At 68.4% G+C, this 13,873-nt stretch carries 12 protein-coding genes; all 12 read left to right on the top strand.

From position 1 onward, the window contains the following. Positions 1-220, top strand: a 220-nt coding sequence (locus GS4_RS26015; protein ID WP_217997697.1) for a hypothetical protein, incomplete at its 5' end; no start/stop codon positions are given. Continuing rightward, on the top strand, positions 217-1,434 hold the full coding sequence (gene murG, locus GS4_RS19265; protein ID WP_007623674.1) for an undecaprenyldiphospho-muramoylpentapeptide beta-N-acetylglucosaminyltransferase: 1,218 nt from the start codon (positions 217-219) through the stop codon (positions 1,432-1,434). The genes GS4_RS26015 and murG, both read left to right, overlap by 4 nt. Positions 1,435-1,623: 189 nt before the next feature. Then, on the top strand, positions 1,624-3,141 hold the full coding sequence (gene murC, locus GS4_RS19260) for a UDP-N-acetylmuramate--L-alanine ligase (RefSeq protein ID WP_245555775.1): 1,518 nt from the start codon (positions 1,624-1,626) through the stop codon (positions 3,139-3,141). Positions 3,142-3,151: 10 nt separating this feature from the next. Then, on the top strand, positions 3,152-3,850 hold the full coding sequence (locus GS4_RS19255; protein ID WP_007623672.1) for a cell division protein FtsQ/DivIB: 699 nt from the start codon (positions 3,152-3,154) through the stop codon (positions 3,848-3,850). A 204-nt stretch (positions 3,851-4,054) separates the two neighbouring features. Continuing rightward, a complete protein-coding gene (ftsZ, locus tag GS4_RS19250) occupies positions 4,055-5,224 on the top strand; it encodes a cell division protein FtsZ (protein ID WP_007623671.1) in 1,170 nt (389 codons plus the stop codon). Positions 5,225-5,307: 83 nt separating this feature from the next. Continuing rightward, positions 5,308-6,060 (top strand): peptidoglycan editing factor PgeF, encoded by a 753-nt coding sequence (gene pgeF / locus GS4_RS19245; protein ID WP_040511115.1) that lies wholly within the window; start codon positions 5,308-5,310, stop codon positions 6,058-6,060. Then, the gene (locus tag GS4_RS19240; RefSeq protein ID WP_007623668.1) at positions 6,053-6,826 is read left to right on the top strand and encodes a YggS family pyridoxal phosphate-dependent enzyme; all 774 of its coding nucleotides are present in this window, start codon (positions 6,053-6,055) and stop codon (positions 6,824-6,826) included. Before pgeF ends, GS4_RS19240 begins: the two co-directional genes overlap by 8 nt. Positions 6,827-6,932: 106 nt before the next feature. Beyond that, positions 6,933-7,709: a cell division protein SepF gene (locus GS4_RS19235; protein ID WP_007623665.1), complete on the top strand. Its 777-nt coding sequence runs from the start codon at positions 6,933-6,935 to the stop codon at positions 7,707-7,709. Between the two features lie 147 nt (positions 7,710-7,856). Continuing rightward, complete coding sequence (locus GS4_RS19230) at positions 7,857-8,177, top strand: YggT family protein (RefSeq protein WP_007623663.1); 321 nt, start codon at positions 7,857-7,859, stop codon at positions 8,175-8,177. Between the two features lie 309 nt (positions 8,178-8,486). Then, positions 8,487-9,323, top strand: a complete 837-nt coding sequence (wag31, locus tag GS4_RS19225) for a DivIVA-like cell division protein Wag31 (protein WP_007623661.1) — start codon at positions 8,487-8,489, stop codon at positions 9,321-9,323. A gap of 18 nt (positions 9,324-9,341) precedes the next feature. Then, positions 9,342-10,292, top strand: coding sequence for a hypothetical protein (locus tag GS4_RS19220; protein WP_007623659.1), 951 nt, complete (start codon positions 9,342-9,344; stop codon positions 10,290-10,292). Between the two features lie 304 nt (positions 10,293-10,596). Continuing rightward, the gene (ileS, locus tag GS4_RS19215; RefSeq protein WP_007623658.1) at positions 10,597-13,824 is read left to right on the top strand and encodes an isoleucine--tRNA ligase; all 3,228 of its coding nucleotides are present in this window, start codon (positions 10,597-10,599) and stop codon (positions 13,822-13,824) included. The last annotated feature ends 49 nt before the right edge of the window (positions 13,825-13,873 follow it).

Below are 13,873 nucleotides of genomic sequence, written 5' to 3'. Positions count from 1 at the left end.
GGCCACGGCGCCGTCCTCGGACCGGCCGCGGGCGCGGCGCGCCACCGCGGTGCGGGTCGACTACCGTACCGGGTATTCGGGTGCGCGACGGGCCGGTGTCGGCGGACGTTCGGCGACCATCGGTGATCGGGGGACCATCGGTGATCGCGGGGCCGGCGGCGGGGCGCCGCGCGGCCGACGCAGTCATCCACGGAGCGCAGACGGAGTTGGGCATCGGTGAGTTCGAGCACATCGGGGGAGCAGTCGACGGGATCGGCGACGAGCCGGTCGGTCGGAGGTCGGCCGCTCTCGGTCGTCGTGGCCGGTGGTGGTACGGCCGGACACATCGAGCCGGCCCTCGCCGTCGCCGATGCGGTGGTCCGGCTGGATCCCGACGCCCAGGTGACGGCTCTGGGCACCGTCCGTGGACTGGAGACCACGTTGGTGCCGGAGCGGGGGTACCCGCTGGAGTTGATCCCGCCGGTACCGCTGCCCCGTAAGCCCGGGCTCGAGTTGGCCCGCATACCGACCCGGCTGCTGCGATCGGTGCTCGCGACCCGCGCGGTGTTGCGGGATCTGCGCGCCGACGTCCTCGTCGGATTCGGCGGCTATGTCTCGATCCCGGCGTATCTCGCTGCGCGACTGCATGTCCGGCGCAGTCGGCGGCTCCCCATCGTGATCCACGAGGCCAACGCGAGCGCCGGTATCGCCAACAAGGTCGGTGCCCGATTCGCCGACAAGGTGTTGGCCGCCGTGGACGGCTCGGGCCTCGACGACGCCGAGGTGGTCGGCATCCCGGTGCGTGGTGTGCTCGCCGAACTCGACCGGTCCGCGCTGCGTGCGAAGGCCCGCCACTATTTCGGTCTGGACGAGGACGCCCCGACGCTGCTCGTGTTCGGCGGTTCGCAGGGCGCGCAGCGTCTGAACGACGCGGTCGCCGGTGCGGCCGGTGAACTGGGTTCGGCGGGAATCGGGGTCCTGCACGCCTACGGACCCAAGAACTCCATCGACCCCAAGTCGCCGCCGGACGCCCCGCCGTACCGTGCGGTGGGGTATCTCAAGCGGATGGATCTCGCCTATGCAGCCGCCGATCTGGTGATGTGCCGTTCAGGCGCGATGACCGTCGCCGAGGTGTCCGCGACCGGGCTGCCGGCGATCTACGTCCCGCTGCCGCACGGCAACGGCGAGCAACGGCTCAACGCGCTCCCGGTCGTGGAGTCCGGCGGTGGGCTCCTCGTCGACGACGCGACGGTCACCAGTGAATGGGTGGCCCGTGAGGTGCCCGCGCTGCTCTCCGATCCTGCACGGCTGACGGCGATGTCCGCGGCGGCAGCCGGATTCGGCCATCGCGATGCGGCGACGGCGGTCGCCGATGCGGCACTCGGCCTGGCCGTCGATCACCGCAACGGCCCGGTTCGCGCGTTTCGCTCCCGCCGGTCCGGTGCCCAGCGGTGACAATGACCACGACAGACCGTCGGGGGGCGACGGTCGTGATGACGACTGCGGTGACGCCGGAGCGGCGTGGGAGTGGAGGTGACCCGCATGAGTGACGAGTCGACCACCCACGTATCGACGGATGCGTCTGCGGGCGTGACCGACGCCCGGCCCGTCGACGACCTGCCCGTAGAGTTGCAGCGCGTCCACATGGTCGGCATCGGCGGTGCGGGCATGTCGGGACTGGCGCGCATCCTGCTCTCCCGCGGCGGGCAGGTGTCGGGCTCCGACGCCAAGGACAGCCGCGGCGTGTTGGCCCTGCGGACCCGCGGCGCGCAGGTCCGGATCGGGCACGACCCGGCCGCCCTCGACCTGTTGCCCGGCGGACCGTCGGTGGTGGTGACCACACACGCCGCGATCCCCAAGACCAACCCCGAGCTGGTCGCCGCCCGCGAGCGCGGGATCCCGATCATCTTGCGACCGCGCGTGCTGGCCCAGTTGATGGACGGGCACCGGACGCTGCTCGTCGCCGGCACCCACGGCAAGACGTCGACGACCTCGCTCGCGGTGGTGGCACTGCAGTTCTGCGGCCTGGATCCCTCGTTCGCGGTCGGCGGCGAACTCAACGAGTCGGGCACCAATGCCCACCACGGGAGCGGCGACATCTTCGTCGCCGAGGCCGACGAGAGCGACGGATCGCTGCTGGAGTACCGACCCGACGTCGCCGTCGTGACCAACATCGAGGTCGATCATCTCGACCACTTCGGTACGCACGCAGCGTATGTCGAGGTCTTCGATGCCTTCGCCGACCGGATCGTCGACGGTGGGACGCTCGTGGTGTGTCTGGACGACGAAGGCGCGGCCGACTTCGCGGGACGTGTCGCGGATCGGCTGATCGAGCGGGGGGTCGGTGTTCTCGGCTACGGCGAGGGAATCCACGCCGCCCGCGTCCCACAGGCGGCTCACGTCGCCCGGCTGCACGGTTGGAGGGCGAGTGGGGTCGGCGGGTCGGCCGACGTCGTGTTCACCGCACCGCTGACCGCGGAGACCGCCGAACGCACTGTGGCGCTGACCGTGCCGGGGCGGCACATGGCACTCAACGCACTCGCGGCGATCGTCGGTGGTGTCGCCGCGGGTGGCCCACTCGACGAGGTGATCGGGGGGATCGGTGCGTTCACCGGCGTTCACCGTCGGTTCGAGTTCCGCGGTCGGGCAGCCGATGTCGACGTCTACGACGACTACGCCCATCACCCGACGGAGGTGACCGCGGTGCTGACGGCCGCCCGTGAGCTCGTCACGGCGCCGGGAGCCGGTCGGTCCGGCCGGATCGTCGCCGTGTTCCAGCCCCACCTCTACTCGCGCACAAATGATTTCGCCGCCGAGTTCGCGACCGCCCTGGATCTCGCCGACGAGGTCGTGGTCGCCGACGTCTACGGCGCTCGCGAGGAGCCCATCCCGGGCGTGAGTGGCGCCAGCATCGCCGACCGAGTGTCGGTTCCGGTGCATTTCGCACCGGATCTGTCCGCGTTGGCCGGACAGGTCGCTGCCATCGCACGAGCTGGCGACGTCGTGCTGACCCTCGGTGCAGGCGACATCACCATGCAGGGGCCCGAGATCCTCGCCGCCCTCGGCGATCCCGCCCGAGCGGGCGACGCGGTCCCGCAACGGCCCGGAGCTGACCATGCCGGCCCCGACGCCACGATGGCCGGGCCGGGCGGTGCACGATGACGGTGTCCGGATGAGGGCCCGGGCGCCGCGACGGGGCCGGCTCTTGCTGGGCACCGTCCTGGTTGTCGCCCTGTTTGCGGGGCTCGCCGCGATCGCGTACTACACGCCGTTGATGTCCGTACGCTCCACCGAGGTCCGCGACAACAAGACGGTGTCCGCTGACGACATCCGGCGCGCCGCAGACGTCCCGGGCGGCACGCCGCTGCTGAGGGTCGACACGCAGGCAGTCGCGCTCCGGGTCGCGGCCATACCGTCGGTGGAGTCGGCTCGCGTGCAGCGCACCTATCCGTCCGAACTGACGATCACCGTGGTCGAGCGGCAGCCTGTCGCGATCGTCGAGCAGGACCAGAAGATCCATGTGCTCGACCGCGGGGGCGTCGGGTACCTCGAGTTCGATCGCCGTCAGGGCGTACCGCCGGAGACACTGCGCCTCCCGGTCCTCGACACCCCGAACCCGGGGCCGACCGATCCCTCCACCAAGGCCGCGCTGTCCGCGGTCGCAGGTCTGCCCGACGACCTCGCGAAGAAGGTGCGGCGGGTGGAGGCCTCGTCGCCGGTGGACATCCAGTTCCGCATCGACGGCGACAAGCGCGTGGTGTGGGGCGACAGCGATCGTGGGGCGGAGAAGGCGCGCACCCTGGGAGTCCTGTTGTCGCGCAAGGGCACCGTGTACAACGTCTCCAGCCCCGAGTTCCCCGCGTACCGCTGATCCGTCGACTTCCGGACCTCCATCACCGGCCACCGACGGTCTCGACAGGCAAAAAGTCGCCCGGAACTTTCCGACACGCCGCGGACATGCTGGCCCAGCGGCGGTTTGGTGCCTAGCGTTCTCCGCAGGCGCAACTACTTGACATAACTCTAAATCTATGGTTCAGGTTTAGGGTTTTCTGACCGAAACGAGGAAGGCGGGCACATGACGCCACCGCACAACTACCTGGCCGTGATCAAGGTCGTCGGCATCGGCGGCGGCGGTGTGAATGCCGTCAACCGAATGATCGAGCAGGGGCTCAAGGGCGTTGAGTTCATCGCGATCAACACCGACGCCCAGGCGCTGCTCATGAGTGACGCCGACGTCAAGCTCGACGTCGGACGTGACTCGACGCGCGGTCTGGGAGCCGGGGCCGACCCCGAGGTCGGCCGTAAGGCCGCCGAGGACGCCCGCGACGAGATCGAGGAACTGCTCAAGGGCGCCGACATGGTGTTCGTGACCGCGGGCGAGGGCGGCGGCACCGGAACCGGCGGTGCACCCGTCGTCGCGTCGATCGCGCGCAAGCTGGGCGCGCTGACCGTCGGCGTCGTCACTCGACCGTTCGCCTTCGAGGGCAAACGTCGTGGCGGACAGGCCGATGCCGGTATCACCGCGCTCCGTGAGTCCTGCGACACCCTGATCGTGATCCCGAACGATCGTCTGCTGCAGCTGGGCGACGCGCAGGTGAGCCTGATGGACGCCTTCCGTAGCGCCGACGAGGTGCTGCTCAACGGCGTGCAGGGCATCACCGACCTGATCACCACCCCCGGCCTGATCAACGTCGACTTCGCCGACGTCAAGGGCGTCATGAGCGATGCGGGCAGTGCGCTGATGGGTATCGGTTCCGCGCGTGGTGAGGAACGTGCCCGCAAGGCAGCCGAGAGTGCGATCAACTCGCCGCTCCTCGAGGCATCGATGGAAGGTGCCCGGGGCGTCCTGATCTCCATCGCCGGTGGCAGCGATCTCGGCCTCTTCGAGATCCACAATGCCGCGACGCAGGTCCAGGAGGCCGCGCACGAGGACGCGAACATCATCTTCGGCACCGTCATCGACGACAATCTGGGCGACGAGGTACGTGTCACCGTGATCGCAGCCGGGTTCGACGGAGGCTCCCCGCGGAAGAAGACCGAGGTGCCCGCAGCCGCGGGTCGTTCCAGTGTCGGTTCCGGATCGGCGGGCAAGGTCAACGAGGGCGACAAGAACGATCCGCTCTTCGGCGATGTCCCCTCGGGTGGGGGCGACCCCTTCGCGGACCGTCAGCCCGAGGCCCCGCGGCGCAACAGCGTCACGCTCGACGACGACGACGTCGACGTACCGTCGTTCATGAAGCGCTGACGCCCGTTCGGCGCGAACAGGAGCAGACGACACGGATGAGTGGGGAGGACGGCGCCGCGTCGGCGTCTGATGTGGGGACCGCTGTGCGGGTCCGGCGCGTGGTCACCGGACGACAGGGCGGGGTGTCGGCTCCGCCGTACGACTCGTTCAATCTGGGCGACCACGTCGGTGACGATCCGTCGGCGGTGGCCGCCAATCGTCGTCGACTGGCGGAGTCGATCGGGCTCACACCCGACCGGGTGGTCTGGATGGAACAGATCCACAGCCGCAACGTGACGGTGGTGACCGATCCACCGGCCGAGACGGTCCCGGCCACCGACGCACTGGTGACCACCACCCCCGGGCTCGCGCTCGCGGTGCTGTCGGCCGATTGTGTGCCGGTCCTGCTCAGCGACGACGAGGCCGGGATCGTGGCGGGTGTGCACGCCGGCCGGATCGGCGCACGCATCGGCATCGTGCCCGCCACCTTGCGGGTGATGATCGAACTGGGCGCGCGGCCCGAGCGTATCGGCGCGTTCCTCGGCCCTGCCGCGGGCGGTGATTCCTACGAGGTACCGCCGCAGATGCAGCGTGACGTCGAAGAGCATCTGCCGGGTAGTGCCTGCCTGACGTCGAAGGGGACCACCGGTCTGGATCTGCGTGCCGGGCTGCGCCGTCAGTTGCTGGCTGCCGGTGTGGCAGCCGTCGCAGCGGACCCGCGGTCGACGATCACCGACACCGGACTCTTCAGTCACCGACGCTCGGCGCCCACCGGTCGATTGGCCTCCGTCATCTGGATGGATCCGTCCGGCACGCCGGGTGACGGTGCCGCCGCGAGCGGCGCAGGCGATGCCTGAGCCGCTCGACCCCCGGACCCGAGAACTCGCCGACTCTCTCGCGGCCGTGCGGCAGCGTCTCGACGCCGCCGTAGCGGCCGCCGGTCGTCGGACGGGCGATGTCGACCTGCTCGTCGTCACCAAGTTCTTCCCGGCCGCCGATGTCGAGCGCTTGATCTCGCTGGGGGCGCGGCAGTTCGGTGAGTCCAGGGAGCCCGAGGCGAGCCGCAAGATCGACGAGTTGCGCGCCTGCGAGGCGAATCGGGACCAGCGTGCTGCAAGTGAGATCGGTTCCGGGGCAGTTGCATTCGACATGATCGGGTCGGTTCAGTCGAAGAAGGCGGGCAGTGTCGCCGGGTGGGCACGCGCCGTGCACTCGGTGGATCGGGAGAAGATCGTGACCGCACTGGGCCGCGCGGCCGCCACCGCCCTCGCCGAGGCGCGGCGTCGTGAACCGTTGGAGATCCTGATCCAGATCAGTCTCGACGGTGACCCGACCCGGGGCGGAGCGACCGAGGACGAGTGGCCCGCGATCGCCGAGCTCGTAAAGGAGTCGGAGGCGCTCCGGCTGCGGGGCGTGATGGCGATCGCGCCGATCGACGGTGGCGCGGATCGGTGGATGGCGGAGGCTGCCCGCGTGCATCAGCGGTTCCTGGCCGACCATCCCGAGGCGACCACGTTGTCGACGGGGATGTCGGGTGATCTCGAAGAGGCCGTGCAACACGGCTCGACATGTGTGCGTGTCGGAACCGCAATCCTCGGCAAGCGGCCGTTACTCTCTCAGTAATCACATTAGTAACACCAGAACCAATCGGGCTCAGCCACACCAGCGACCACATCGATATCACCTGCACCACAGGCGCTGCCGACCGGCAGGAACGGAGAGGCCACTCATGACCACGATGCAGAAGTTCAAGGCATATTTCGGCATGGTGCCTCCGAGTGAGTACGACGACGACTACCTGGAGGAGCCGGGGATCGCCGGACCGCGTGCCTCGCGTGAGCGCATCTACCGCGACGAGTACTACGGCGACAGCTCCTACCGCGAGCCGGCGTTCCGCGACGGCTACCGCGACGCGGGCTATGTGGACTCGTACGGTGAGGACCGCTTCCGTGAGGGATATGCGGACGAGCGGCTCGAGGAGCGCCGGTACGCCGTCGGGTACGACGGGCCGGCGTTCGACGGGCCCGGCTACGAGGCCGCTCCGGAATACGCCTACGCGGGCGGCGGACGTGCCGTCTCCGAGCCGGTCGAGCGGATGCGCCCGACCGGTCGGCTCGAGCCCCTCCAGCGTTCGTCCGCGGCGACGCTGCGCGCGGCTGCCGGTGGACGGTCGAGCCTGACTGTCGAGCAGCGTGCCGAGCTCGATCGCATCTTCGCCGACGGTCCGCTGAACAAGATCACCACGCTGCGTCCGTCCGACTACGGCGAGGCGCGCACGATCGGCGAGCGCTTCCGTGACGGCAGCCCGGTGATCATGGACCTCGTCGACATGAGCAATGACGATGCCAAGCGGCTGGTCGACTTCGCCGCCGGGCTCGCGTTCGCGCTCCGCGGATCGTTCGACAAGGTCGCGACGAAGGTGTTCCTGCTGTCGCCCGCCGACATCGACGTCTCGCCTGAGGACCGGCGCAAGATCGCCGAGACCGGTTTCTACAACCACGGCTGATCCACCCGGCCGAGCTGCCGGGCAGTGTCTCCCGCCGCCCCCGTCGACCACGGTCGACGGGGGCGGTCGGCGTCTGAGGTCGGGTCGGTGCACCCCGGTGGCCGACCACCTCGGACGTGGAGCCGACATATCAGGCACTCTTGAGTCGTGACCATCGTCTTCCAGATCCTCTACTACGTGTTGTTCGTCTACTGGCTCCTCCTGTTGGGCCGGTTGGTGATCGAGCTCGTCCGTACGTTCGCCCGCGAGTGGCGGCCCACCGGGGTGGCCGTCGTGATCATCGAGATCGTCTTCACCGCGACCGATCCGCCGATCAAGGCACTGCGCCGGATCCTCCCGCCGATCCCGCTGGGTCCGGTCCGCCTCGACCTGTCACTGATGATCGTGATGATCGTGGTCCTGATCCTGATGCAGGTGGTCAGCTCGCTGGGCCGTAACTCCGCCGTGGCGGCGCTCGCCGGGATCTGATTCCGACCGTGGTCGTCCCACCAGCGTTTTCGCCCCTATGGGCCGAATCGGACCGCCTCCGCAGGTCGCGGTCGGTTGTACCGTGAGACCCGCGGTGGTCTACCGTTGAATGTCATCATCGAGTGACCGTTTCGTTGCGAGACCGCATCGATGTCGTGCAACGAACGGTTCTGGTGTGACAGGATGGGACGCCAGTTAAGTTTGTCGACTGGTATGAATAAAGAGTGACTGCCTGTAGTAAAGACTCTGCAGACTGATCGACCCGCCAAACTGAAGAAAAGCTCGAACGACACATAAAGGGGAACCGACATGCGGCTGACACCAGCTGATGTGCACAACGTCGCGTTCAGCAAACCGCCTATCGGTAAACGCGGCTACAACGAGGACGAGGTCGATCAGTTCCTTGATTTCGTCGAGGCCGAGCTGGCTCGGCTGATCGAGGAGAACACAGATCTGAAGCAGCGCGTCGACGAGCTGGAAGGTGAGCTGGCGCAAGCACATTCGGCGCCGCAGGCGCCTTCTGCGCCGCCGGCCGAGGAGCGCACCCAGGTGTTCGCGGCGAGTGCGCCGCAACAGCCCGAGTACGCCGAACCGGCGCGCCCCGCTGCGCCGTCCCAGCCACTCGGTGACGACGATGCCAACGTGCGCGCCGCCCGGGTGCTGGCACTCGCGCAGGACACCGCCGATCGGGTCGCCAACAGCGCACGGTCCGAAGCGGATTCGTTGCTCGCCGATGCGCGGTCGCGTGCGGACGCCATGGTGTCCGAGGCCCAGACGAAGTCGGACGCACTGTTGTCCGACGCGCGTCAGCGCTCCGAGGCGATCCTCGCCGATGCGCAGACGCGGTCCGAGGCGCAGGTCCGTCAGGCACAGGAACGTGCTGAGGCCTTGCAGAACGACGCCGAGCGCAAGCACAGCGAGATCATGGGCACGATCAACCAGCAGCGCGGTGTGCTCGAAGGCCGGATCGAACAACTGAAGACCTTCGAACGCGAGTATCGGACACGGTTGAAGACCTACCTCGAGTCGCAACTGGAAGAACTGCAGCAGCGCGGCAGCGCAGCTCCGGTGGAGAGCGGTGGCCGTGCCGACTCGTTCTCGTCCGATCCGGGCAATGGCGGATTCACCAGTTACACCCCGAGCTAGTTCTACCCAGGGGTTCTCGTGTTGACGTTGGCCCTGGCCGCGACGCTGGTCGGCTTCGTGCTCCTGGTGCTCGGTCTGGTGACCGGCACCGTGTGGCTGGCGGTCGCGTGCATCGTGATCTGCCTGATCGGTCTGGGTCTCCTGGTCGCCGACATCGTCACCGCCGGTAGGCGGGGCGAGCCGGAGGCCGACAGCGGATCGTTCCTGTCGTTGCCGGATGACGATGTCGGCGGTGATGACGTGGACGCAGATCGCCGACGGACGGTCGCCGACGGCCCACCCACTCGTGGTGGGCCTGCCCCGCCATCGGGCGGGGGGACCGATACCGCCCCATACGACGAGGGACCTAGCCTCGGTGACGTTGTGCGCTCACGCGACGCCGACGGCGACGTGACGCGGCCGCGGGACGACAGTGGGGTCCTGCAGGCAGACGTCGGCGTGCCCTCCGATCCGAATCGTGGCGCGCAGCCGACCGGGACGACCCGCATCGGCGGGTACGACGACTACGTGCGATCGGTGGGCGGGCCCGGTGGTGCCGATCCTGCCGAGTCCTATGCTGCTGAGTCCTATCCCGACGGGTACGGGACGGATCGCGATCCTGCGACGGATCACTTCCCGCCGCAGCGCCGCAACCCGGAGCCGACGCACCAGGATCCGATGACCCACGGGGCGCCCCAGCAGAATCCGGCCCAGCAGTATTCGGCACCGCAGTATTCGGCCCAGCAGTATTCGGCACCGCAATACCCGCGGTCGACGGAACCGCCGACCGCCACGCCGGCTCCGTGGCCGTCACTCGGTGACGACCCGCGATTCGATGCCACCCGAGACGATCCTGCAGGGGCGGAGCCCTCGGAGCGGGAGCCCGGCGGGCGCAGGCGCGCACGGGATCCGGAGACCGGTCGCGCGCGTGACCCGGAGACCCGGGGATTCGATCCGTTGGACCCGAATTGGCGTCCACCGCTGGACTGACTCGACTGATTGGCCCCGGTCGCCGACCGCTGGCTACACTGGTCACCGCTACGATCCGGCCATCACCGGGGAGCACCCGGAAGAACGGGATCATCGATCCCCAGTAGACCCGGGCGGGAGCGGCCCGTCACAGCCGCGGGCCCGTGAGATCGCGGGTCGCCGAGCGGCGCCACCTCCAGTGGCGCAAGCGGGGTGGTACCGCGCACGCCCGTCCGGGAGTGCGTCCCCGTGCCAGGTCGACGGCATCCGCCGCCGACCGCGGACACCGCAGGTGTCCGAGCACCACGGCACGAGGAGCAGCGCGATGACACGACCCGAGGACCCCGCGGCAACGGAATCCGGATCGGCGGCAACGACCGCCCCGGTCTATCCGATCGTCGACCTCACCGACGGCACCGGCCGTGGCGCACCGTCCTTCCCAGATGTCGAACGTCATGTCCTGGACTACTGGGCCGCCGATGACACCTTCGCCGCATCCATCGCCAATCGCGCCGACGCCGCGGAGTTCGTCTTCTACGACGGGCCGCCGTTCGCAAACGGACTGCCGCACTACGGTCATCTGCTGACCGGCTACGTCAAGGACCTGGTACCGCGGTACCAGACCATGCGTGGCAAGCGTGTGGAGCGCCGGTTCGGTTGGGACACACACGGACTGCCCGCCGAGCTGGAAGCCGAACGGCAGTTGGGCATCACCGACAAGTCCGAGATCGAGTCGATGGGCGTCGAGAAGTTCAACGACTACTGCCGGACGTCGGTGCTGCGCTACACCGGTGAGTGGCGCGACTACGTGACCCGGCAGGCCCGGTGGGTCGACTTCGACAACGACTACAAGACCCTCGACATCGACTTCATGGAGTCGGTCATGTGGGCCTTCAAGGCCCTCAACGACAAGGGACTGATCTATCAGGGCTACCGCGTGCTGCCCTACAGCTGGTACGAGCAGACGCCGCTGTCCAACCAGGAGTCCAAACTCGACGACGCCTACAAGATGCGCCAGGACCCGGCGGTCACCGTCCGGATGCCGTTGGTGGTCCCGGCCGACTCGGAGCTCGCGGCTCTGGACGGTGTGAACGCACTGATCTGGACCACCACGCCATGGACGTTGCCGTCCAATCTCGCGATCGCGGTCAACCCCGAGATCACCTACGCCCACGTCCGCGCCGCCGACGGTCAGCAGTACCTGCTCGCCGAGGCCCGTCTGGGCGCGTATGCGGCCGAGATCGCGGAGCCGGAGACCTTGGCGACCTACCAGGGGGCGCAGCTCGAGGGACTCTCGTACACACCGCCGTTCGACTTCTTCCGCGGGCACCCGAATGCCCACCGCGTGCTACTCGGCGATTATGTGACCACCGACAGTGGCACCGGGGTCGTCCATCTCGCCCCGGCCTTCGGCGAGGAGGACATGGAACTGGCGACGACCTACGGAATCGAGGTCGTCCAACCGCTCGATCCCGGTGGTCGGTTCACCACGATGGTCCCGCCCTACGAGGGTCTGATGGTGTTCGACGCCAATCCGGTGATCATCAAGGACCTGAAGGAAACCGGTGCCGTGCTGCGACACGAGACCATCGAACACTCCTATCCGCACTCGTGGCGGTCGGGTAAGCCGTTGATCTACATGGCCGTTCCGTCGTGGTTCGTCGCGGTGTCGCCCATCAAGGACCGCATGCTCGAGCTCAACCAGGAGATCACCTGGGCCCCGGGACACATCCGGGACGGACAGTTCGGCAAGTGGCTCGAAGGCGCCAAGGACTGGAACATCAGCCGAAACCGCTATTGGGGCGCGCCCATCCCGGTGTGGGTCTCCGACGATCCCGAGTACCCGCGGACCGACGTGTACGGCTCGCTCGACGAACTCGAACGCGACTTCGGTGTGCGCCCGACGAACCTGCACCGCCCCTACATCGACGACCTGACCCGACCGAATCCCGATGACCCGACCGGAAAGTCGACGATGCGCCGGGTGCCGGAGGTGCTCGACTGCTGGTTCGAGTCGGGGTCGATGCCGTTCGCCCAGGTCCACTACCCGTTCGAGAACGCCGACTGGTTCGACGGGAATGCCGAGACCGGTGAGCTGCCGCACAATCCCGGTGACTTCATCGTCGAGTACAACGGCCAGACCCGAGGGTGGTTCTACAACCTGCACGTCCTGGCCACGGCGCTCTTCGACCGTCCGGCCGTCCGGTCGGTCGCCGCGCACGGCATCGTGCTCGGTGACGACGGACAGAAGATGTCCAAGTCCAAGCGGAACTATCCCGACGTGAACGAGGTGTTCGATCGCGACGGCTCCGACGCGATGCGGTGGTTCTTGATGGCCTCGCCGATCCTGCGGGGCGGCAACCTCGTGGTCACCGAGCGGGGAATCCGGGAGGGCGTGCGGCAGGCGCTGCTGCCGCTGTGGAACGCGTACAGCTTCCTGCAGCTCTACGCGGAGCGTCCGGCGACGTGGCGTACCGACTCCACCAATGTGCTGGATCGCTACATCCTCGCGAAGCTGTCGGCGACCAGGGACGCCATCACCGACTCCCTCGACGTCTACGACGTCGCCGGCGCCTGCGAGGCGTTCCGCGGGTTCTGTGAGGCGCTGACCAACTGGTACGTCCGCCGGTCCCGAGCCCGGTTCTGGGGTGGTCAGGATGCAGATCCGGAGGCCTTCGACACCCTGTACACGGTGTTGGAGACGGCATCTCGGCTTGCGGCACCGCTGCTGCCGTTGGCCACCGAGGCCGTCTGGCGCGGTCTGACCGGTGGACGGTCGGTGCACCTCACCGATTGGCCGTCGGCTGACGAACTCCCCGCCGACACCGCCCTCGTCACCGCGATGGACGAGGTCCAGGATGTCTGCTCGACGGCGTCGAGCGTGCGCAAGGCGAACAAGCTGCGCGTGCGACTTCCCCTGCCCGGATTGACGGTCGCCTCCGAGACGGCTGAACAGTTGCGTCCGTACACCGATCTCATCGCCGACGAGATGAATGTCAAGTCGGTGACGCTGGCGACCGAGCCCGAACAGTACGGTCGCTACGAGCTGGCAGTGAATGCTCGCGCGGCCGGTCCGCGCCTGGGTAAGGACGTGCAGCGGGTCATCAAGGCGGTCAAGGCAGGCGATTGGTCGGTACGCACCGGTGACGACGGTACGGAAATCGTCACCGCCGCCGACATCGATCTGGTAGACGGGGAGTACACCCGCCGGCTGGTCGCGGTCGAGCCCGACTCGACGGCTGAACTCCCGGGTGGTCGGGGACTGGTGGTGCTCGACACCGCGGTCACCGAGGAACTGGAAGCCGAGGGCTGGGCCAAGGATCGTGTCCGGGAGCTCCAGGACGCCCGTCGCTCCGCCGGCCTCGAGGTGTCCGACCGCATCACGGTGCGGCTGGTCGTGCCCGCGGAACGTCGGGACTGGGCGCTACGGCACGCGGATCTGATCGCCGGCGAGGTGCTCGCAGTCGGGTTCGACGTCGAGACCGGTCCGGCGGGCGCCGTGGAGCTCGGTGACGGGGTCACCGCGGACGTGGCCAAGGTCGGAACCGCCTAGCGCGCAGCTTCTCCGGATGTGATCGTGGACACCACGGTGTCACATCGGC

It is taken from the genome of Gordonia soli NBRC 108243, assembly GCF_000334455.1.
GTDB lineage: Bacteria > Actinomycetota > Actinomycetes > Mycobacteriales > Mycobacteriaceae > Gordonia > Gordonia soli.
Note: the sequence above shows the minus strand (reverse complement) of the source record. Positions and strands in the feature narration are given on the sequence as shown.

Bases quoted from the DNA above. Each gene is read 5' to 3' on its own strand.
- murC (WP_245555775.1), top strand. From the start codon at position 1,624: ATGGTCGGCATCGGCGGTGCGGGCATGTCGGGACTGGCGCGCATCCTG.
- GS4_RS19255 (WP_007623672.1), top strand. From the start codon at position 3,152: ATGAGGGCCCGGGCGCCGCGACGGGGCCGGCTCTTGCTGGGCACCGTC.
- ftsZ (WP_007623671.1), top strand. From the start codon at position 4,055: ATGACGCCACCGCACAACTACCTGGCCGTGATCAAGGTCGTCGGCATC.
- GS4_RS19240 (WP_007623668.1), top strand. From the start codon at position 6,053: ATGCCTGAGCCGCTCGACCCCCGGACCCGAGAACTCGCCGACTCTCTC.
- GS4_RS19235 (WP_007623665.1), top strand. From the start codon at position 6,933: ATGACCACGATGCAGAAGTTCAAGGCATATTTCGGCATGGTGCCTCCG.
- wag31 (WP_007623661.1), top strand. From the start codon at position 8,487: ATGCGGCTGACACCAGCTGATGTGCACAACGTCGCGTTCAGCAAACCG.
- ileS (WP_007623658.1), top strand. From the start codon at position 10,597: ATGACACGACCCGAGGACCCCGCGGCAACGGAATCCGGATCGGCGGCA.